The 22,276-nt window shown below is 58.5% G+C and carries 19 protein-coding genes; all 19 read right to left on the reverse strand.

Annotated elements, in window-relative coordinates:
• Positions 1–38: 38 nt before the first annotated feature.
• Complete coding sequence (rapZ, locus tag ACXZ66_RS07850) at positions 39–941, reverse strand: RNase adapter RapZ (RefSeq protein ID WP_458747930.1); 903 nt, start codon at positions 939–941, stop codon at positions 39–41.
• A gap of 35 nt (positions 942–976) precedes the next feature.
• Entirely contained in the window at positions 977–3,049 is a 2,073-nt protein-coding gene (uvrC, locus tag ACXZ66_RS07855; RefSeq protein ID WP_458747931.1) for an excinuclease ABC subunit UvrC, read from the reverse strand.
• A gap of 2 nt (positions 3,050–3,051) precedes the next feature.
• Positions 3,052–3,615, reverse strand: coding sequence for a PH domain-containing protein (locus ACXZ66_RS07860; protein ID WP_458747933.1), 564 nt, complete (start codon positions 3,613–3,615; stop codon positions 3,052–3,054).
• 79 nt (positions 3,616–3,694) lie between these two features.
• Entirely contained in the window at positions 3,695–4,180 is a 486-nt protein-coding gene (gene ribH, locus ACXZ66_RS07865; RefSeq protein WP_458747935.1) for a 6,7-dimethyl-8-ribityllumazine synthase, read from the reverse strand.
• A gap of 3 nt (positions 4,181–4,183) precedes the next feature.
• Positions 4,184–5,449, reverse strand: a complete 1,266-nt coding sequence (locus ACXZ66_RS07870; protein ID WP_458747936.1) for a bifunctional 3,4-dihydroxy-2-butanone-4-phosphate synthase/GTP cyclohydrolase II — start codon at positions 5,447–5,449, stop codon at positions 4,184–4,186.
• Positions 5,450–5,460: 11 nt separating this feature from the next.
• Positions 5,461–6,048 (reverse strand): riboflavin synthase, encoded by a 588-nt coding sequence (locus ACXZ66_RS07875; RefSeq protein WP_458747937.1) that lies wholly within the window; start codon positions 6,046–6,048, stop codon positions 5,461–5,463.
• Positions 6,049–7,026 (reverse strand): bifunctional diaminohydroxyphosphoribosylaminopyrimidine deaminase/5-amino-6-(5-phosphoribosylamino)uracil reductase RibD, encoded by a 978-nt coding sequence (ribD, locus tag ACXZ66_RS07880; protein WP_458747938.1) that lies wholly within the window; start codon positions 7,024–7,026, stop codon positions 6,049–6,051.
• Positions 7,013–7,669: a ribulose-phosphate 3-epimerase gene (gene rpe / locus ACXZ66_RS07885; RefSeq protein WP_458747939.1), complete on the reverse strand. Its 657-nt coding sequence runs from the start codon at positions 7,667–7,669 to the stop codon at positions 7,013–7,015. The genes ribD and rpe overlap by 14 nt, the downstream gene beginning before the upstream one ends.
• A 5-nt stretch (positions 7,670–7,674) precedes the next feature.
• Positions 7,675–9,123: an RsmB/NOP family class I SAM-dependent RNA methyltransferase gene (locus ACXZ66_RS07890; protein WP_458747940.1), complete on the reverse strand. Its 1,449-nt coding sequence runs from the start codon at positions 9,121–9,123 to the stop codon at positions 7,675–7,677.
• A complete protein-coding gene (gene fmt, locus ACXZ66_RS07895) occupies positions 9,120–10,079 on the reverse strand; it encodes a methionyl-tRNA formyltransferase (RefSeq protein WP_458747941.1) in 960 nt (319 codons plus the stop codon). The genes ACXZ66_RS07890 and fmt overlap by 4 nt, the downstream gene beginning before the upstream one ends.
• Positions 10,079–10,591, reverse strand: a complete 513-nt coding sequence (gene def / locus ACXZ66_RS07900) for a peptide deformylase (RefSeq protein ID WP_458747943.1) — start codon at positions 10,589–10,591, stop codon at positions 10,079–10,081. Before def ends, fmt begins: the two co-directional genes overlap by 1 nt.
• Before the next feature lie 69 nt (positions 10,592–10,660).
• On the reverse strand, positions 10,661–12,691 hold the full coding sequence (locus tag ACXZ66_RS07905; RefSeq protein WP_458747945.1) for a primosomal protein N': 2,031 nt from the start codon (positions 12,689–12,691) through the stop codon (positions 10,661–10,663).
• Positions 12,692–12,702: 11 nt separating this feature from the next.
• Entirely contained in the window at positions 12,703–13,923 is a 1,221-nt protein-coding gene (gene metK / locus ACXZ66_RS07910; RefSeq protein WP_458747946.1) for a methionine adenosyltransferase, read from the reverse strand.
• Positions 13,924–14,025: 102 nt separating this feature from the next.
• Positions 14,026–15,264: a bifunctional phosphopantothenoylcysteine decarboxylase/phosphopantothenate--cysteine ligase CoaBC gene (gene coaBC, locus ACXZ66_RS07915; RefSeq protein ID WP_458747947.1), complete on the reverse strand. Its 1,239-nt coding sequence runs from the start codon at positions 15,262–15,264 to the stop codon at positions 14,026–14,028.
• Between the two features lie 1,396 nt (positions 15,265–16,660).
• Positions 16,661–16,954: a DNA-directed RNA polymerase subunit omega gene (gene rpoZ / locus ACXZ66_RS07920; RefSeq protein WP_018295588.1), complete on the reverse strand. Its 294-nt coding sequence runs from the start codon at positions 16,952–16,954 to the stop codon at positions 16,661–16,663.
• Between the two features lie 6 nt (positions 16,955–16,960).
• Positions 16,961–17,551 (reverse strand): guanylate kinase, encoded by a 591-nt coding sequence (gmk, locus tag ACXZ66_RS07925; protein ID WP_458747948.1) that lies wholly within the window; start codon positions 17,549–17,551, stop codon positions 16,961–16,963.
• A gap of 3 nt (positions 17,552–17,554) precedes the next feature.
• Complete coding sequence (gene mihF / locus ACXZ66_RS07930) at positions 17,555–17,878, reverse strand: integration host factor, actinobacterial type (protein ID WP_018295590.1); 324 nt, start codon at positions 17,876–17,878, stop codon at positions 17,555–17,557.
• Between the two features lie 218 nt (positions 17,879–18,096).
• On the reverse strand, positions 18,097–18,894 hold the full coding sequence (pyrF, locus tag ACXZ66_RS07935) for an orotidine-5'-phosphate decarboxylase (RefSeq protein ID WP_458747949.1): 798 nt from the start codon (positions 18,892–18,894) through the stop codon (positions 18,097–18,099).
• The gene (gene carB / locus ACXZ66_RS07940) at positions 18,895–22,260 is read right to left on the reverse strand and encodes a carbamoyl-phosphate synthase large subunit (protein WP_458747950.1); all 3,366 of its coding nucleotides are present in this window, start codon (positions 22,258–22,260) and stop codon (positions 18,895–18,897) included.
• Between the last annotated feature and the right edge of the window lie 16 nt (positions 22,261–22,276).

Raw genomic sequence — 22,276 nt, forward strand, 5'->3', positions numbered from 1 at the left:
CTTTAATACTCCCTCTTCCCTACTAATTTTCCGGAGGGCTAGCTCCTCGAAATATCGCGATGCAGCACGCTGGCATTTACATCATTGCGCTGCCCAAGCCTGCGACCCAATTCCTCGCTAATTGCTACCGACCGGTGATGCCCGCCGGTACAACCAATGGCTATTGTGATGAAATTCTTTCCTTGAAAACGATAGCCAGGCAGCAGCGAAACAATTAATTCATAGACCTTATCGACGAAAGAGATCGCGTCCTCCTGCCCCAAGACGTAATCGGAGACTTGCGGATCCGTTCCACGGTAGTCGCGCAACTCCGGAATCCAATAAGGGTTCGGAAGAAAACGTACGTCAAACATGAAATCGGCATCTGGTGGCGAGCCGTGCTTGAAGCCGAAGGACTCGATGGTGAGCTGCTGTTTATTTTGGGCAAGATCCTGAAAAGAGGCCTCAATCGCACGGCGGAGATCATGCACCGACAAGTTCGTTGTGTCTATTACTACGTCCGCTTGGTCACGCACTGGCGCAAGTGATTCCCTCTCACGCTGGATACCCATGCTCAGGGGATCATCGCCCTGAAGGGGGTGCGTACGGCGCACACCATCGAAGCGACGAATGAGAACTTCGTCCCGCGCCTCCAAAAACAACGTGATTGGCTCGTAGCCGCTATCTTGCAGGTCAGTGATCGTGCCAAGTAATGATCCGCGGAACATACGCGCACGCACATCGGTAACAATGGCAACCTTTTCTACCGGAGAATCGGAGGCGGTGGCTAATTGCACCATGTCCAGAATCAACTGAGGTGGGAGATTCTGGGGTACGAAAAATCCCATGTCCTCAAAAACCTTTGCAGCGGTAGATAAACCACTACCGGACATACCCGTGATGATGATCGGGGGATGGACATTATGTTCCATTGAACCGTCTTTCGAGCCGTCTTTCTCCATGCCCCTATGCTAATCAAAATGGCTCAGACATGGAGCTATGTAGCTGGGTTTTTGTGCAGGTGCTCATATACAACTGTCGCAAGCTTCGGCCCAATCCCCTTGACCTCAGAAATTTCTTCCAGCGAGGCTTCCTTGATCTTTTTTACGCTGCCGAAATGCTTCACCAAATCGCTGCGCCGAGTTGGCCCCAACCCCGGGATTCCGTCCAATGCGGACGAGCGCATCCGTTTCGAGCGCTTTTGCCGGTGATAAGTAATGGCGAAGCGGTGCGCCTCGTCGCGAATCTGCTGCAGCAAGTACATGCCCTGCGAGTTGCGTGGCATAATCACGGGCTCATCGTCGTCAGGCACCCAGACTTCTTCGAGGCGCTTGGCTAAACCGATGAGAGTGACGTCGACGATTCCGAGCTCGTCGAAAACTTCCTGTGCAGCGTTGACCTGTGGCTTGCCACCGTCGACGATAAATAGGTTCGGAGGGTACGCGAATCGACGATTATTCGTGGACTCGACGCCTTCTGCCTCTTCGTCGAACATCGTATCGTCTTCGTCAGGGTTGGCCAGTTTATCGCTGTTGTAGCGCTTGAAGCGTCGCCTCGTGATCTCGGCGATCGATCCAACGTCGTCACTGTGACCGTCGCCGGCTGCTTCTTTGACACGGTATCGTCGATAATCGTTCTTCTTCGGCAGACCGTCTTCGAAAACGACCAAGGAAGCCACGACATCCGTGCCCTGGATGTGTGAGATGTCGGTGCACTCGATGCGCAGCGGGGCTTCCTCGAGCCCGAGCGCATCTTGGATATCCTGCAGCGCTTGGGAACGCGCCGTGAGATCGCCAACGCGCTTGAGCTTGTGCTGATGCAAGGCCTCGGTAGCATTGCGGTGCACCGTGGACATCAGCGCGACTTTGTCGCCGCGTTGCGGGACGCGAATGGAAACCTGCGAACCGCGAAGCCGCGACAGCAACTCTTCCACTTCGGATTCCTCCTCGGGCATAACCTGCACCAAAATTTCCCGAGGGACGGGATTGTGGGTGCGCTTCGGCACGTGGGATTCCTGGTCGACTCCCCTGCGGCGAATCTTTTGTTTCGCAAGCTTCTTATCTTCGGCGGCCTCGGCCTCCGCGCGCTCGACGGCATCGGAGTAGTACTGCACGAGGAAATTCTGCATCAATTGCGGAATCGCTGGGTCGATTTCCCCGTCTTCGCGGCGTTCCATGCTGCCGGGTTCATCCCCGGTCTTTTCCACGACCCATCCTCGTTGGGCACGAATACGGCCATCGCGAACATTGAAAACTTGGACGGCCGCTTCTAATTCATCGGTGGCAAAGGCAATAACGTCCGCGTCAGTATCGGCAGACAGCACAACGGTCTGACGTTCCATGACCTTTTTCACGGCTTCGAGGTCGTCGCGGATCTTGGCGGCTTTCTCGAACTCGAGTTTCTCGCTCGCCTCCTGCATCTGCCGGTTGAGTTCCTTGGTCACAGGCTCGGTGTTACCAGCCAAAAAGCCCATAAACCCTTTGACAATCTCGTCGTGCTCGGCCTCGTCGACACGCCCGACGCAGGGAGCTGCGCACTTGTCGATATAGCCCAACAGGCAGGGCCGCCCCAGCGCCTCGTGGCGGTTGAACACGCCCTTCGAACAGGTCCGCATCGGGAAGACGCGGGTGAGCAGATCGAGGGTTTCTCGCACCGCCCACGCATGGGAATACGGGCCGAAGTAACGCACGCCTTTGCGACGAGGGCCGCGGTAGAAGAAGGCGCGCGGGAAACGCTCGCCGACACTAACAGCCAGCATCGGATACGTTTTATCGTCCCGGTACATGACGTTGAACCACGGATCGAATTTCTTGATCCAGGTGTATTCCAGCTGCAGCGCTTCAACTTCGCTGCCGACTACGGTCCACTCCACCTTGGATGCCGTAAACACCATCTGCCGGGTGCGTGGGTGTAATTGCTCGGGATCCTGGAAGTAGTTCGACAGGCGCGAACGTAGGTTTTTCGCCTTACCGACGTAGACAACCCGGCCGGAATCGTCGAGGAATTTATAAACACCCGGTTCCGTAGGAATAGTTCCTGCGGCCGGGCGGTAGGTACTCGGGTCAGCCATACTTAATCTTCTGGCATGTACTTGGCTTCCAGTTCGCGGAAGTCACGCACAGCCTTCAATGCTCTCTCTCCATCAGCGGACTGGATTGCCCACAGTGGAACGTATTCAAATTCCGGCAGCTCAAGACGTGCCATGCGAGCCCCTTGTGGGAAGCTCAAACCGTAAATAACGATCCACGAATAGAACCGGGTGCCAATGATATTGCGCACCTCAACTCCATCAGAGTTCGCACGCACGCGAGGTCGGGTCAACGCAATCCACGAGATGATCGAAATGATCACTCCCACGCCAGGGTAGGCAAACTTGTCAATCGTGGTCACAGCAGCGCCGGTGAACTCGACATCGACAACTGCACCCATAAACAGGTGCACCGCCATCACGATAATGACCCACACAATGGCCACATTGCGCAAGAAGCGGGAAGTCACTTCGAACTCCCACGGCTTGTTGGTCGTTGCGGCGAACGGATCCGCGGCATTCATAATGGCGATTTCTCGCTCAGAAGCCTTCTTGCCAGGCTGCGCCGGTTCGGCGGAAGGGTTTGGATTGTATGTCTGCTCGTCCACGATTAAAAGGTCACCATTTCCACTTGTGGTTGCTGGCTTCTGATCCTAGTCGCCAGCGGTTAAAACTAAAACCTACGTGCTAGTTCTTCACTGGCCGGGTTCGTACTTTGGCTAGTTCGAGGCAAGCTCCGATGGCCGCCTGCATCGCTTCGGCGCCCTTATCCTCGATCGCACCTTCGCCACCAGCACGTTCGATCGCCTGCTGTTCGTTTTCAACGGTGAGAACGCCGTTGCCCACGGGGGTCTCCTCATCGAGGGCGATACGGGTCAGGCCCTCGGTCACGGAATCGCACACGTAATCAAAGTGCGCGGTCGACCCACGGATCACGCAGCCAAGCGCAACCACCGCGTCGTAGCGCTTCGCTGCCGCCTGCACAACAACAGGTAGCTCAAGCGCGCCGGCAACCTGGTACTCGTCAACTTGTACACCGGCCTCTTTCCCTATTTCTCGCGCACGATTCACAAGCTTATCGACGATTGACGCGTTCCATTCCGTAGAAACGACAGCCACAGTCAGGCCTTCAGCCTTGATATCTGCAAGTTCGGGACGTCCTGTAGTAGCCATGGTTTAAGCTCCTGATTCTTCATCTTGGTGTGATTTATCCCATTCTTCCACGGAAGGAAGGTCATGGCCCATCCGGTCGCGCTTGGTGCGCAGGTAATGAATGTTGTCATGTGTAGGGATGATGTCAATCTTGACCCGTCCGGAAACCTTCGGGCCGAAGCCCGCAAGCGCCGTAGTCTTGAGCGGATTATTAGTCATCAGTTGGAATGAGCCCAGGCCCAAGTCAGCCAAGATCTGCCCCGCAACAGAGTATTCACGGGCATCGGCGGGCAGGCCTTGCTCGAGATTCGCGTCTACGGTATCCATGCCCTGGTCCTGCAGGTTGTACGCCCTTAATTTGTTCAGCAGGCCGATTCCGCGTCCTTCTTGTCCGCGGAGGTACACGATTACGCCAGTGCCAGCTTCATGCACTCGGCGCATGGACTCGTGCAACTGTTGGCCGCAATCACAGCGCGTCGAGGTGAACACGTCTCCGGTCAGGCACTCGGAATGCACGCGCACCAAGACATCGTCGGCATTTTCTACATCGCCGACCACAAGCACGATGTGCTCGTTGCCATCAATGAGGTGGCGGTAGCCGTACGCCGTGAACTCGCCAAACTCCGTAGGAAGCTTCGCAGTGGTGACTCGCTCGACCTGCTTTTCTGCGTGGCGACGATAATCAATCAGCTGCTCGATCGAGATCATCTTCAAGCCGTGCTTGTCAGAGAAGGAACGCAACTCGTCGGCACGCGCCATGTCCGTCGGGTTCTTCTCGGACACGATCTCGCAGAGTGCACCGACCGGCGACAACCCAGCCATGCGGGCCAGGTCGACGGTGGCTTCCGTGTGACCGTCACGCTCGAGCACGCCACCTGGGCGGGCGCGCAATGGGACGATGTGGCCCGGGCGGGTAAAGTCGCCGATCTGCGCCGACTGATCGCCGAGGCGATGAATCGTCTCGGCACGCGAAGTGGCAGAGATACCGGTCGAACCGGTATTGGCATCCACGGTTACCGTGTATGCGGTTGCGCGGGCATCCTGATTACGCGCCACCATCGGTGGCAGGTTAAGTGCATCGGCGCGCTCGTCGTTCATAGCAACGCAGATGTATCCAGAGGTATAACGCACCATAAAGGCCACTAGTTCAGGGGTGGCTTTATCTGCTGCAAAAATTAGGTCGCCTTCGTTCTCGCGACCTTCGTCGTCGACCACGACCACGGCCTCGCCGCGTGCAATGGCAGCGACCGCGTCCTCAACAGAATCTAGACGAATTGTGCTCTCGCTCATGCCGGTCAACTCTACTCTGTGACCATTTTCTCGACGTACTTGGCTACAACGTCGACCTCTAAATTCACGGTGTCTCCCACACGAAGATCTCCAGCAGTCGTATCAGCCAAGGTGGTCGGAATAAGCGAAACTTCAAAGTAATCTGCGCCCAGCGAAGAGACCGTCAGAGAGGTCCCGTTAACCGTAATCGAGCCCTTTTCCACCACGTACTTGTTCAACTGCTCGGGCAGGCTAAAGCGGAACACCTCCCAGTGCTCGGAGGCTTCTCTGCTAATCAGCTCCGCCACGGCATCGACGTGACCTTGGACAATGTGTCCGCCAAACCGATCGCCCACTTGCATGGCACGCTCGAGGTTAACCCGTGAGCCTTCCGTGTATGTGCCCAGGCGGGAACGGTTGAGGGTTTCTTGCATAACGTCGGCGCTAAAGGTGCCATCCTCATTCGACACCACAGTCAGACAAACGCCGTCGACCGAAATGGAATCGCCGAGCCCCGCATCCGAAGTCACCTTCGGAGCATGAATAGAAATCCGCACGGAATCACCCAATTGTTCAGTGGAGCCCACGGTGCCGATTTCTTCTACTAACCCTGTAAACATTTATTTCCTTTTTAAGTTCACCACTAGGTCGTCGCCTAATTGTTCAAAGCTCTCCATCGCATACCGCGGCATGTCTGCCAAGGTATCGGCGAGCGGGCGAGCCACCACACCATTGCCACCGCCCATCAACATGGGTGCAAGATATGCCTGAATCCGATCAGCCAGACTTGCCTGGATCACGCTAGTAAGCAGCCCTGCCCCACCCTCGACAAGAACATCGCGCGCGCCGGTGTCATATAGCGCCCGCAACGCCTCGTCGAAAGTGGTGTACTGTTCATAACCCAATTTGGTGAGATTTCCTTCCGGCACCACACGCGTGCCGACGACTACACGTCGCGGCTGGTTCTTGTACAAGGTCCCATCGGGCTTGCGTGCAGTTAGTGAAGGGTTGTCGGCAAGCGCCGTACCAGTACCAACGATGATTGCATCGCGCTTGGTTCGGTCACGGTGCACTGCCTCGCGGGCAAGCGGGCCTGTGATCCACTGGCTAGTCCCATCCGGGGCTGACGTGAATCCATCTAGGCTCGCTGCATACTTCACCGTGACATGTGGGCGGTTCATGTCAAGCGTGGCCAACCACGGCTGCAGGTCCGCGACCACGGTTGGCCGAAATTCCACCTCCACGCCGTGTTCCCGGAGATACTGGGCACCACCAACAGCAAGCGGGTTGGGGTCAGCCGTCAGATACACCACCCGCGCCACTCCAGCCTCGGCCAGTGCGTGACTACAGGGGCCGGTGCGACCAGTGTGATTGCAGGGTTCAAGGGTGACTACGGCGGTTGCGCCGCGCGCCCTCTCCCCTGCAACACGCAAAGCGACGATCTCGGCGTGGGCCCCGCCAGCCGGTTCGGTGCCACCGGTGACAATCAGGCGACCTTCATCGTCGTAAAGCGCGCACCCCACGGGAGGATTCGGGCTGGTGGTGCCGCGAACCTTGTGTCCCGCGGCGATGGCATCTTTCAGGTTAACGCCGTGCAAGTTCGCGGAGCTTTTCTACTGCTGCCGCAGGATCATCCTTGCCGAAGACGGCGGAGCCTGCGACGAAGGCATCTACGCCAGCTTCTGCGGCCTCGGCGATGGTGGATTCGTTGATGCCGCCGTCGATCTCGATGGTGACGTCTAGGCCGCGCTCGTCGATAGTCTTGCGCAGCGTGCGAACCTTGTCCAACATCTCAGGCATAAACTTCTGACCGCCGAAGCCAGGCTCGACGCTCATGACAATGACCTCATCGAAGTGCTCAAGGTCATCGAGGTAAGGCTCAATCGCAGTACCAGGCTTGATGGCGAAACCGGCGCGTACACCCTTGGAGCGGATGTCCTTGGCTAGGGCGACATGGTCATCGGTGGCCTCGACGTGGAAGATGATCGTGTCGGCGCCGGCCTTGATGTAGGTGTCAATCCACTTCTCTGGCTCCTCGATCATGATGTGAACATCGAGGTGCTTGTCGGTGATGCCATCAACAGCAGCCATCACGTCTGGGCCAAAAGAGAGGTTGGGAACGAAGTGGCCATCCATGATGTCCACGTGGATCCAGTCAGCGTTTTCGATCTTCTTAACGTCTTCGCCGAGAGCGGTGTAGTCAGCGGCCAAGATGGACGGTGCAATATATGGTGCGGGCATGAAATCTATCCTACCTGTTCGGTTTTCCTTAAAACAGCAAAAAACATAGCGTCTGTGCCATGGCGATGAGGCCACATCTGCACGCTCAAATTGTCGCCGACGTTGTCCATTCCCTCGACATAATCGTGGGCATTCAGCTCCTCGACTTGGCCCTCTTTGAGCACCTTATCGACGATTCCCCGTGTCTCCCGCAGGTCCGGCGAACATGTGGAGTAAACCACGACTCCGCCGGGCTTGACCAGATTCACGGCGCTTTCGAGAAGCTCCTGCTGCAACACATTGAGCTCAGCAATGTCTGCTTCGGTCTTCTTCCAGCGCGCTTCGGGGCGACGGCGCAGGGCACCTAGGCCAGAACACGGCGCATCGACAAGGACGCGGTCAAAGCCTGGCTCAAGGCCTGGGTTGCGCCCATCCGCGAGGTGCACGTTGACCGGCAGGCCGTCAACAGTTTTGCGAATCAATTCTGCGCGGTGCTCGCTGACTTCGATAGCATCGACGGTCGCGCCGTCAATGCGAGCGAGCGCACCCATCAATGCGGCCTTGCCACCGGGACCTGCACACAAATCAAGCCAACGGCCTTGATCATCGTCGACTTCCACCTCGGTGACGGCGCGGGCGATGAGCTGAGAGCCCTCGTCCTGCACGGCTGCCAAGCCTTCGCGAACCGGCTCGAGCTGGCCAGGGTCTCCCTCTGGGAGGTACACGGCATATGGGGAATACTTGCCTTCCTCGCCGCCGGTGATCAACGCAAGTTCCTCAGCCGACATCTCGCCGGGTCGTGCAACGAGGTGCACCACTGGGCGCTCCGAGTCAGCTTGCAGTGCTTCCTCGAGCTCGCCGAGGCCAACAGCTCGGGAGAAGGAGCGCGCGATCCACTCGGGGTGCGCGGTGCGGAATGCTACGGCCGCCAGCTCTCCTTGCGGGGTGAGCTCCTCGATCCACTGCTCTGCTGGCTTGCGGGTAATCGTGCGCAGGATGCCGTTGGCGAAGCCCTTTGCTTGCTCATTGCCGGATTCCTCGACTAGGCGCACCGAAGTATCCACAGCAGCGTGCGGCTCGACGCGGGTGTACAGCAGCTGGTAAACACCGAGGCGCAGCGCGTCGAGCACCTCGGGGGCGATCTGGTCCAGCGGGCGGGATGAAGCTTTGGCAATCACCGCGTCCAGGACACCCAGGTTGCGCAGGGTGCCGTAGGTGATCTCGGTAGCAAATGCTGCGTCGCGGTCCTTGATTTTGCGGTCGCGCAGCATCTTCGGCAAGGTCAGGTTGGCATAGGCACCATCGTCCGCTACGCGACGAAGCACGTCGAAGGCTGCCAGGCGTGGAGCATCGACGCCGGTACTGCCGCGTTTTGGCTTATTTTGCTTAGGCGCGGCCCTCTTAGCCTGCGCTGGCTTTGACTGCTCCGGCTTGTCACGGCGACCTGCCGAACGGGAACGGAATCCACCACTCATTCGAAGACCACCTTACTAGATTCCTTACCCTGTTCAGGGTTCTGAGAATTCATGCCGCGCGCCCAGGCAGCAGCATCCATGGATTTCTTTCCGGGAGGCTGAACATTGCCCAGCTTGGCATCCACGGTGCCGGTGCCAACGTAGACGGCGTTTTTCTCTATGCGCAGCTCTCCGGGTTCCAGGGTGGATTCGTCGAGAAGCGAAATCGGTCCAACCTTGAACCTTTCGCCCTCGAGCGTGGTCCATGCCCCAGGAGCTGGGGTGTGGGCGCGGATCTGCCTGTCGATGGCGAATCCTGGTTGAGACCAGGAGATGCGGGCATCTTCGGTAGTGATTTTGGCTGCGTGGGAGGGCTCTCCGACCTGTGGCTGCGGATCGGCCTGGCCGGACTCGAGAAGATCCATGGTGGCCACGAGGAGATCGCCGCCCGAGTAGGCCAGCCGGGTAAGTAGGTCGTCGGCGGTGTCGGTCGGGCGAATGACCTCGGTGACGGTGCCGAGGATGTCGCCGGTATCGAGGCCCTCGTCGATGCGGAAGGTCGTTGCGCCGGTGATTTCATCGCCCGCGCGGATCGCGGCCTGAACGGGTGCCGCCCCGCGCCAGGCTGGCAGCAGCGAAAAGTGCAGGTTGATCCAGCCGTGCTCGGCGACATCGAGGAGATCGGCCGGGATGAGATTGCCGTAGGCAACAACCGGGATCGCATCGGGGGCGAGCTCGGTGAGGCGAGCGCGCACGGCATCACCGTCTTCGGTGCCTGCCTTCAAGGTCGCAGGTGTAAGCACCTCGATGCCGTGCTGGGAGGCCAAGGCCTTCACAGGCGACGGGTGCAGGGTGCGACCACGACCACGGCGGGCATCGGGCTGTGTAAGCACTGCGACGATTTCATGGTTGCTGTTTAACAGCTTTTCTAGGGCAACAACTGCGGGTTCCGGCGTGCCGGCAAAAATCAGACGCATTATTTCTCCATAAACCAGTCGGAAGCGCGGATGATGCCCATGGCCTCTTTGCGCGATTGCGGATCAAGGCGCTTGAGGAACAGCACCCCGTCGAGGTGGTCGGTTTCATGCTGGATACAACGCGCAAGCAGGCCGCTGGCCTGAATGGAGATGTTCCTGCCCCGGGTGTCCTGGCCACGAACAACGACATTGTCATAGCGCTCAGTGTCCATGGAAATATCCGGAATAGACAGGCACCCTTCCGAACCGATCTGCACGACATCGTCCAATGGCTCCCACACCGGGTTGATGATGTGGCCGCGCAGCCCGGACTCGATTCCTGTGCAGTCAAAAACGAAGATGCGCTTGGTCAAACCGATTTGGTTCGCGGCCAGACCAACACCACCTGCGGCATCCATGGTTTCCAGCATGTCTTCCACCAACCGGTCAAGGGAGGAGTCAAAGGTAGTGATCTCGGAAGACCGCGTGGTTAGCACCGGGTCACCAAAGAGGCGGATTTCGCGGATTGCCATAGCGTGCAGGGCATCCTTTCTGTACACAACTGATTGAACGTTTACTAGTGTACTTGTGCGCGCAATGGCCTAACCGATGTGGATCGGATCAACCTGGATTCGCAAAGGGGCACCATCATTGCGGTCTTTGCGAGTTGCTCGATTAATTGAGGCGGCCCGCAAGGCAGTCCCCAGGGAGTTGCGACTGTGCAAGGGAGTGCGAATTAGAATCCGCTGCGCAGGCCCCAACTTCTCCAAGTCCCAGGTGCCCGGGAGATCATTGCCCGGCGGCAGGTCCACTGGTCCCAGGATTTCCGCGTGCTCTGGAAGTTCGAGCAGTTCCTGAAAATGCTCCAGCGTCACCGAGGGCGCATCGACGGCAGCCATGTGCACCGCCGGCGGAAACCCGACTTCTCTGCGCTGGCTCAATTCGAGGGCTGCATGGCCTGGCATATCCCAGCGGATCAGATGCTGCACCACAGGCAGAGCCGGATCAGCGACCACAACAACTTCGCCCTGTTGCATCTGCGGGGAGACCAATGTTGCCGTTGCCGCCCACTTTTCTAGGGTGTCCTCCACCGCGCGGAGGTCCGGTCTGCCCAGCAACGCCCAGGTGTCCAGCAACACTGCCGCCCCGTAGGTGGGGTCGTCGCTAAGCACTCGTGGCTCTGCCCCGGGCGTGGCCACCACGATCATCGGCTCGTCCTCGACCGAGTCTTGGATGCGGTCGCCCCAGGAAGCCACGACGCGCGTCGACGGGAAGGCGCGACCAAGTTCCTCCGCAGTGCGCGCCGTACCGATGACTACCGCGCGGATCTTGCGAGAGCCACAATTTCCGCAGGTGTGCGCGGCGTCCATGCGTCCGCACCAGCGACACGTGGGTGCCGCGGCATCTCCGCCCGAGGGCAGCCCGAGCGGACCGTTGCACCAGCGACACCGCGAGGGCGCGCGGCAATTCCCGCAAGCCAGCGACTGCACGTAACCGGTGCGAGGAACCTGGAAAAGCACCGGTTTGCCGCGCGCAAGCGAGCGACGCGCCGCCTCGAAGGCTACTGAGGGAAGGCGCGCGGCACCGGCGCGGGGATCGCGGGCCAGCTCGAAATCGCTGTCGCCAGCAGCATGGATATATGGCGCCTTCGAGCGCAAGGTGTGCCGCTGTGCCACCAGATCGTGGGCCCACCCAGACTCCACGAGGAGTTGCGTCTCAGCCGTGCGCGAATGCCCGCCAATAATCAACGAGGCCTTCTCAATCGCCGAACGCGTAGTCAGCACCTCACGGGCGTGCGTGTACGGTGCGCGCGGGTCGACGAGGTTATCGTCGCCATCATGCATGATCACCAAGAGTTTCAGGTTCTGCACGGGAGCAAAAGCAGCAGATCGCGTGCCGACGACCACGCGGCCCTGACCATGGAGAATCGACAAGAAGCGCGAGTAGCGTGCCTGGGGGCCCTGCGCGGCGGTCAGTACCGTGATCTGTCGCGCGCCGATGATTTCCTTCAGCGCTGCTTCGCAGGCATCAACATCGCGCTGATCGGGCACGACGATGAGTACTCCCCCGCCTTCGATGGCCACCTTCGCGCCCAATGTTGCAATGATCTCGGGCCAACGATCGCCCGGGGAGACCTGCCACGCTGCGCGCGCGAGTTTCCCACCAAGGACGGCATCGACGAATGAGGTTCCATTTTCGTACCTGGCCCAAGCAGAAAGGTCAGGTTCGGTGACCGTGCCGAGCTTTTCCCAGGGGGTGTCCGAGTCGGTTTTCTCCGCTCCCGCGTGCCGAGCTGGAATTGCGGCTCTAAGGATGTCGGAACGTACCCCGGCGTAGCGCTCCGCGAGCGAATCGACGAGTTTTTGGATCCGCTTCGGATACACCACATCCGGAGAGATCACCCGCTCGATATAGCGGAGCGTGCCTTCGTATTCAGAGGTCGCTGCACGCTCGATGACAAAGGCATCTACCAGGTGCCCGCCGAACCGGACCCTGACGCGCACGCCAGGCTGTGCGGTTTCCAAATCATCGTCTTGCACGAGGTAGTCAAAGGTTCTGTCCAGCTGTGGCAGACCCAACAACGGCAACACCCGCGCCACGGAATTCAGCGAAGTGGCGCGGGTGGTAGTCATGCAAGCAGATTCTAGCCGTTCAGTGCTGCCTTCAGGTCGTCGACCTTGTTCAGCTCTTCCCAAGGCAGGTCAATGTCGGTACGACCGAAGTGACCGTAGGCTGCAGTCTGCGCGTAAATTGGGCGCAATAGGTCCAGCTCGCGAATGATCGCGGTTGGGCGCAGATCGAAAACCTTCTCCACTGCCTGCTGGATGTCGGAGTCCGTAAGGCCTTCCTTCGCGGTGCCGAAGGTTTCCACGTAGAGGCCAACAGGTGCCGCGCGACCGATGGCGTAAGCAACCTGCACCTCTGCGCGGTCAGCGAGGCCGGCCGCGACAATGTTCTTAGCTACCCAACGCATGGCATAAGCCGCGGAGCGATCCACCTTTGATGGGTCCTTGCCAGAGAAGGCGCCGCCGCCGTGGCGAGCCATGCCGCCGTAGGTATCAACGATAATCTTGCGACCGGTCAGACCAGCGTCACCCATCGGGCCACCGAGCACGAAGGAGCCCGATGGGTTGACCAGCAGCTTCAAATCATCGGTGACGTACTTCTCTAAGCCAGCATCCTTGATAACCCAGTCGAGGACCTCTTCGCGCATTGCCTTTTCCAGGTCAGCGCGCTCAAATTCGCGGTCGTGCTGCGTGGAGATAACCACCGTATCCAGGTAGACAGGCTCATCTCCGTCATATGCAAAAGTAACCTGAGTCTTGCCATCAGGGCGCAGGCCCTTGACAATACCCTGCTTACGCACATCAGTCAGGCGACGTGCCAGGCGGTGAGCCGTAGAGATCGGCAGCGGCATGTACTCGGCGGTCTCGTTGGTGGCGTAGCCAAACATCAAGCCCTGATCGCCCGCGCCGGTCTGATCATCGGCCGTGGTGAACTGATTCTCGCGCATTTCCTGAGAATTGGTCACGCCATCCGAAATCTCTGGCGACTGATCACCAATGGAGATGGAAACGCCACAGCTATGTCCGTCAAAGCCAACGTCCGAAGAAGTAAATCCGATTTCAACAAGCTTCTCGCGAACGAGCTTTGCAATGTTCGAGTACGCGGTGGTGGTAACTTCGCCGACCACGTGGACCTGACCCGTCGTTACCAACGTTTCCACGGCAACGCGGGAATTCGGGTCTTTGCTCAGTAGATCATCCAGGACGGTATCTGAAATTGCGTCACAGATCTTGTCTGGGTGACCTTCAGTGACTGACTCACTGGTAAAAAGCCGGTAGTGCTTCTCAGGGGCTGACACGGTAGATGGATTTCCTTACTTGAATCAAAACAATATTCGGTAGTACAAAATTGTAGCGAGGTACCTCAACCAATATAGACCAAGCGGTCTAAGGCAGCAATATTACACGCGAAATTCTTCGATTGCATCCACAATTTGGGCAGCAACCAAATGCTTCGAGCCATCCTCGACCACAGTCTCTGAGCCATCGGAGCCCAGCAACCACCCACGATTAGTGGATTCACCGAACACTCGACCGCCTGCCACCTCATTGACCATCAGCAGATCGCAGCCCTTCTTCTGCAGTTTCTTTCGGCCGTACTCCAGAGGCGTCGTGGAGTCATCACCGGTTTCGGCCGCGAAGCCGACCAGCGTCGTTGTCTCCGGGAGCTCCCCAGAGCGTCGCTTTTCGACGAGGCCCGCCAGGATGTCCGGGTTTTCCACCAAGTGAATGGTGGACAGGGAATCGTCGTTAGTTCCCTTCTTTAGCTTCGACTGCGCCTCCGAATCCGGCCGGAAATCAGCTACCGCCGCAGCCATGATCACGACATCGGCACCCTTCGCCGCTTCATAGACAGCTTGTTCCATCTCCCGCGTGGACTGAACTTTAACGATGCTGGCGCCAGGTGGCGTTTCAAGGTCCTCGGTCGCACCAGCGACGATAGTTACCTCTGCCCCGCGGTGAGCCGCAATATCTGCCAGCGCAAACCCCTGCTTTCCCGAGGAGCGATTGCCAATGTAACGCACCGGGTCAATGTTTTCTTGTGTGCCCCCAGCACTGACCACGACCTTCAGGCCTTTCAACGAGAACGGATACCTCACCCCCTCTAGGGCCGTGCGCGCGAGATCGGCGATTTGATCCGGCTCCAACATTCGACCAGGCCCCGAGTCCTTGCCCGTCAAACGACCGTGAGCCGGCTCCAGAACGATAAACCCGCGCTGGCGCAGTGTTTCCACGTTTGCCACGGTGGCAGGGTTGTTCCACATTTCCGTGTGCATTGCGGGTGCAATGACAACAGGGCACGTTGCGACGAGAATCGTTGCGGTCAGCAGGTCATCCGCACGACCTGCAGCGATGCGCGCCATAAGGTCTGCCGTTGCTGGCGCGATGACGATTAGGTCTGCTTCCTGCCCCACCCGAACATGTTGCACCTCATCGACGGCGTCGAATACCTCAGTAGACACAGGGTGCCCGGACAGCGCTTCGAATGTTGCGGCACCTACGAATTTTAAGGCGTTGGGAGTAGGCACGACACGCACGTCGTCGCCGCCTTCCTTGAAATTGCGCACGAGCATCGCCGCTTTGTAAGCCGCGATTCCGCCGGCGACACCGACAACGATGTTACGAGGTGAATTCAACATGACTCCTTGTGGGATGAATGTAATTGTCCTCAACGACTTTACTGAACATTGCGGTCTAGGTGTCTCTGGCGAGTCTTTGGCGAGGATCTGCCGAAGGTTGTTCAGCCAAAGTTGGATAGCCGTCATGCGAGAGTCCGCCGTGCGGACTTTTTGTCGGTCCGCGGTGATTTCATGGCTGGAAGGTGGCCAACGTGCCCCGATTGGCGCACTCTCCGCCGAAATGGCTAATTGTGTATAGCTAATTAACGGGCAAATGGCCCGATTTTCGAACTAATTAGTCGAACACAATTAGCCAAATCGAGCGATCGAGGCCCGAAGACCCGCCCCAGCACGGCAATACCTGTCACCCTATAGTCCGCACGGCGGACTTTTTGTCGAGGCTGGAGTCCGCACCTCGGCAATACCTGTCACCTTATTGTCCGCACGGCGGACTTTTTGCCCCGTGCACATTTCATGGCTGGAAGGTGGCCAACGTGCCCCGCTTGGCCACGCTCTCAGCCGAAATAGCTAATTGTGGATAGCTAATTAACGGGCAAATGGCCCGATTTTCGAACTAATTAGCCGAACACAATTAGCCAATTCGAGGAGTCGAGGCCCGAAGACCCACCCCAACACGGCAATACCTGTCACCCTATAGTCCGCACGGCGGACTTTTTCCGGCGCAGGAGTCCGCACCTCAGCAATACCGGTCGCTTCATTGTCCGCACGGCGGACTTTTTAGCCCCATGCACATGACCACAACCTGGAGACCAAGCGGTCGTCACAAAGCTCGCCGCCCCAGCACGGCAATACCTGTCACCCTATAGTCCGCACGGCGGACTTTTTGTCGAGGCTGGAGTCCGCACCTCAGCAATACCTGTCGCTTCATTGTCCGCACGGCGGACTTTTTAGCCCCATGCACATGACCACAACCTGGAGACCAAGCGGTCGTCACAAAGCTCGCCGCCCCAACACGGCAATACCTGTCACCCTATAGTCCGCACGGCGGACTTTTTGTCGAGGCTGGAGTCCGCACCTCAGCAATACCTGTCGACTTATTGTCCGCACGGCGGACCTTTTGCCCCGTGCACATTTCATGGCTGGAAGCTGGCCAAAGTGCCCCAAGTAGCCACTCTCAGCCGAAATGGCTAATTGTGAATAGCTAATAAACGGGCAAATGGCCCGATTTTCGAACTAATTAGCCGAACACAATTAGCCAATTCGAGCAATCGAGGCCCGAAGACCCGCCCCAACACGACAATACCTGTCACCCTATAGTCCGCACGGCGGACTTTTTAACCGTCACAGGAGTCCGCACGGCGGACTTTATGCCTACCGCACTGGGCAAAACCCGAAGGCAAAACAAAACCCGCCGTCCGCAATGGGAACGACGGGTAGTTGCTAGTGGAGCTGAAGTTTACTGGCCTTCTTCATGCTCAAGTAGCCCAGCCTGGATCTCGCGCAATGCGATAGACAGTGGCTTTTCGCCTGGCTCAGGAGTGACGAGAGGTCCGATGAACTCGAACACACCCTCATCATGCTGCTGGTAGTAGCTGTTGATCTGGCGTGCTCGCTTTGCAGCGAAGATCACCAGAGCATACTTCGACGACACCTTGGTCAAAAGCTCGTCGATAGGCGGGGCGGTAATGCCCTCTGGCGTGTCATACACCAAGTTTTCGGACGTACCCATTTCGTTGGTCACGTTACTCACTTACACCTACTCATTATTGTTATTATTCTCGCCCAATAGGATAGCACTAATCGCAGATACAGCGGTATCCACATCATCGTTGATAACAACGACATCGAACTCATCTTGGGCTGCCAACTCCGCTCGCGCTGTTTCCAGGCGACGGTCAATGACGTCTTGCGGCTCCGTCCCGCGCGAAGTTAGGCGTTCCACCAAAACTTCCCACGAAGGAGGTGCAAGGAAAACCGTGATCGCCTCAGGCATTAAAGCCTTGACGTTGCGGGCACCAATCAGGTCGACCTCGACCAATACTGGCCGGCCTTCCTCCAGGGCATCCCGAACGGGCTCCGCTGGAGTTCCAGAACGCTGGAGGCCACCATGAATGTCGGCCCACTCCAGCATCTCGCCGGCATCAATCCGGCTTTGGAACTCTTTGCAGGAAACGAAGAAGTAATCGCGTCCATTTCGCTCGCCCTCACGCGGTGCGCGAGTAGTCATTGACACCGAGAAGTAGAGATCTGGGACCTCGTCTCGGAGCTTGTTGACTACCGTGGATTTACCTACGGCAGAAGGGCCAGCCAATACGACGAGCCGTCCCTTAGGGGTGACTCCGGGCACGAATTAGTCCTCGGAGAAGCCGAAGCGCTCGAGCAGCGCACGGCGCTGACGCTCGCCTAGACCGCGCAGACGGCGGGTCTGAGCAATTTCGAGCTCTTCCATGATCTCACGGGCCTTGACCTTGCCAACCTTTGGCAGTGCCTCGAGGAGTGCGGAGACCTTGGTCTTACCAATGATCTCATCGGTCTGTGCCTTATCCAGAACCTCTTTGAGGTTCGTCTCGCCACGCTTCAGAGATGCCTTAAGCTCAGCACGCTTCTTGCGAGCTTCGGCAGCCTTTGCGAGTGCTTCCTTGCGCTGCTCATCAGTCAACTTGGGAAGGGCCACTGGGTTCCTCCATGTTCGTAGTAGTTATTTGTGTACCAGCACACCACTTTGCGCTGGTGACAGGGAAATCAAACCCGAATCTCAATGGTGTGAGTTCCTGACATCGGCCAAGTCTAACACCGGTCGGCATCAATCACGACACCCGCGCCGGTATTTCAGCACGTCATCGGGTTGCTGGTAATAAACTACCAGGCTTTTTAGGTTTTAGACGAAACACCCTAACTTTTATACTGTTTAGCCTGGTCAATTACCTGTTTTCGCAGGTCGTGCACATCTGGTCCAGCGCCCAGAACCGACCGCGAAACACTGGGAAAAACTAAGTGAGAATTCTTGCCTGCAATTCGTGTCACATCGTCGGAAGTGCCGCCTTGGGCGCCAACTCCCGGCATCAACACCGGCCCGTTGAGATCGTCTAACTGGGGTGGATTAGCAAGCGTCGCGCCAACCACAACACCTACTGAGCCCACCGTGGAACCCCTGTTGAGTTCCGCGCACTGATCCACCATGTATTGAGCCACGGTGCGATCGTCGTCAAGCATGCGTGATTGGAACTCCACGGCCTCAGGATTCGATGTCGCAGCGAGCACGAACACGCCCCCGCGGCGAATCGCCGGAGCCAACGCGCCGACGCCGAGGTACGGCGAGACGGTGACTGCGTCCGACCGTAATGGGGAGGACTCCCCTAGCCATGCGTCGGCGTAGCCATCCATGGTTGAGCCGATGTCGCCGCGCTTGGCATCGGCGACCACGAGCGTGCCCGACGATCGAAGATCACGGATTGTGTCTTCCAACACTGCGTAACCCTGCGAGCCGAAGCGCTCGAAGAAAGCCACCTGAGGCTTCACCAAGGCCACGTTGCCTGCGAAGGCCTCGACGCAGCGCTGGGAAAACTCCCGCAGGCCCTCAACGGAGTCGCTCAGACCCCATGCCTGCAGAAGAGATGCGTGCGGATCGATGCCGACGCAGAGCCTGCCAAAGTCATCGCCAGCTGCGGCGAGACGCTCACCGAACTGCATTTACTCTCCGCTCGTAGAGTTCACAGAATCTGCCGGAACGTGCTCTAGCTCCTGCAAAGCCATGACGGTGATCTCGTTCGCGCGCAGCGCCTCGATGCCCTGAACTGCAGCAGTGACACCCTGGACCGTGGTCATGATCGGAACATTGTTCGTCACAGCGGCTGCGCGGATTTCGTAGCCGTCGTGGCGAGCTCCGGAAGAACCTGCCGGCGTATTCAGGATCATGTCAATCTCGCCGTTCTTGATTCGATCTACGATGGACTCGCCCTCGGCGCCTTCGCGGACCTCGGAGGCCTTCAGCACGACCTCGCAGTCAATGCCGTTGCGACGAAGCATCTGCGCGGTACCGGCGGTGGACAAAATCTTGAAGCCCATGGTGGCCAGGCGCTGGATCGGGAAGATCAGCGTGCGCTTATCGCGGTTAGCCACCGACACGAAGACGGTGCCCTCGGTCGGGAGCTCCCCGAAAGCGGCGGTCTCTGCCTTGGCGTATGCCACACCGAAGTTGTCGGCCAAGCCCATAACTTCGCCGGTGGACTTCATCTCAGGGCCGAGGATGGTGTCCAGAATGCTGCCATCCGGGCGACGGAAGCGAGCAAATGGCAGTACTGCTTCCTTGACTGCAATGGGGTGCTCGAGTGGCAAGGTGCCACCGTCGTAGTTAGTTGGCAGCATGCCCTCTTCCTGAAGCTCAGGAATGGTGGCGCCCATCATTACACGCGAAGCAGCCTTGGCCATGTGCACGCCCGTTGCCTTGGACACGAACGGCACGGTACGCGATGCACGTGGGTTCGCCTCGATGACGTACAAGATGTCATCCTTCAGCGCGAACTGGACGTTCATCAGGCCCTTCACACCGATGCCGTGAGCCAGAGCCTCAGTGGAGCGGCGGACCTGCTCGATGTCCTCAGGGCCAAGCGTCATTGGAGGCAGCGCACACGCCGAGTCGCCGGAGTGAATACCGGCTTCCTCGATGTGCTCCATCACGCCACCAAGGTAGACGTTCTCGCCGTCGCAGAGCGCGTCGACGTCGATCTCGATTGCAGAGTCCAAGAACCTATCGACGAGCACCGGGTGATCTGGGGAGAGCTCGGTAGCGCGCTCGATGTAGTCCTGCAGGCTGGCTTCGTCGTAAACAATCTCCATACCGCGACCGCCCAGCACGTAGGACGGGCGAACGAGCACTGGGTAGCCGATGCCGTTGGCAACAGCCTTAGCTTCTTCGAAAGAGGTTGCGGTGCCGAAGGCTGGAGCAGGCAATTCTGCAGCTGCCAAGACCTTGCCGAATTCGCCGCGGTCCTCGGCCAAGTCGATGGCCTCTGGAGTGGTACCAACGATGGGGACACCGGCATCGCGCAGGCGCTGTGCCAAGCCGAGTGGGGTCTGGCCGCCAAGCTGGACAATGACGCCAGCAACGGTGCCGGACTCGGACTCCGCGTGGTAGACCTCCATGACATCTTCGAAGGTCAGAGGTTCGAAGTAGAGGCGATCTGCGGTGTCGTAGTCGGTGGAGACGGTCTCAGGGTTGCAGTTGACCATGACTGTCTCGTAGCCATTGCGAGAAAGCTCAAGTGCTGCGTGGACACAAGAGTAGTCAAACTCGATGCCCTGGCCGATGCGGTTCGGGCCGGAGCCCAAGATGATGACCTTTTCCTTCTCGGTTTGCGGTGCGATCTCGGATTCAGCGTTCGGGTCGTACTCGTAGGCCGAGTAGTGGTACGGGGTCTTTGCCTCGAACTCACCGGCACAGGTATCTACCGTCTTGAACACTGGGCGAATGCCCAAGGACCAGCGCAGGGAGCGCACGCCGTCTTCGCCTGCCAGCTCGGGGCGAAGGGCTGCAATCTGAGCGTCGGACAGGCCGTAGACCTTAGCCTCGCGGAGCAGCACCTCGTCGAGAACCGGCGCGTTCTCCAAGACGTCGCGGAACTCAACTAGGTCTTTGAGCTCTGCCAGGAACCATGGGTCAATGCTGGAGGCTTCATAGACCTGCTCGATGCTAGCGCCGAGGCGCAGTGCCAGCTCGACGTCGTACATGCGGCCCTCGGTTGGGCGCTTGAGGTCTTCGAGCACAGCATCGACATCGGTTGCGCGCTCGCCGGCGAAGTACTCGTCGGGCTTGGTCCAGAAACCATTTGGCTTGGACTCGAGCGAACGCATGACCTTGTTTAGGCCCTGGATGTAGTTGCGGCCAATGCCCATGGCCTCGCCCACTGACTTCATGGTGGTGGTCAGGGTGTCATCAGCGCCGACGAACTTCTCGAAAGCAAAGCGTGGAGCCTTGACAATCACGTAGTCCAGCGTTGGCTCGAAGGCCGCTGGGGTCTCACCGGTGATGTCGTTGGTGATCTCATCGAGCGAGTAACCAATAGCCAACTTGGAGGCAATCTTCGCAATTGGGAAGCCGGTTGCCTTCGACGCAAGTGCCGACGAGCGCGAGACACGTGGGTTCATCTCAATGGTGATGATGCGGCCGTCGTCTGGGTTGACTGCGAACTGGATGTTACAGCCACCGGTGTCCACGCCAACCTCGCGGATAATCGCGATACCTTGATCACGCATTTTCTGGTATTCGCGGTCGGTCAGGGTCAGCGCCGGTGCCACGGTGACCGAGTCGCCGGTGTGCACGCCGAGTGCGTCAACGTTTTCGATCGACGCGATGACAACCACGTTGTCGTCGCCGTCGCGCATGAGCTCGAGCTCGAATTCCTTCCAACCGAGGATTGATTCCTCGATCAGCACGTTTGCCTCAGGCGAGGCTGCGAGGCCGCCACCAGCGATTCGCTCGAGGTCCTCGGTGTCGTATGCCAGGCCGGAGCCTAGGCCACCCATGGTAAATGATGGGCGGACAACCACAGGCAGACCGAGTTCGGCAACTGCCTCGTGGACCTCGTCCATGTTGTGGCAGACAGCAGAGCGAGCGGATTCTCCGCCGATCTTAGCCACGATATCCTTGAACTTCTGGCGGTCCTCGCCGCGTTCGATGGCGTCGATGTCAGCGCCGATAAGTTCGACGTTGTACTTTTCCAGGATGCCCAAACGGTCAAGCTGGATGGCAGCGTTGAGGGCAGTCTGGCCACCAAGCGTTGCCAGAATCGCGTCGACCTTGTGGCCCTGCTCTTCCTCGCGGATCAGGATCTTTTCAATGTAATCCGGTTCGATGGGCTCGACGTAGGTGTGATCGGCGAACTCCGGGTCGGTCATGATCGTTGCCGGGTTGGAGTTAATCAGGGTGACGCGGAGGCCTTCCTCACGCAGGACGCGGCAGGCTTGGGTACCCGAGTAGTCGAATTCACAAGCCTGACCGATGACGATCGGGCCGGAACCGATAACCAGGACGTGGTTAATATCTGAGCGCTTTGGCATGGTGTTTCCTTTCCTG

The organism is Corynebacterium sp. S7 (genome assembly GCF_054401105.1).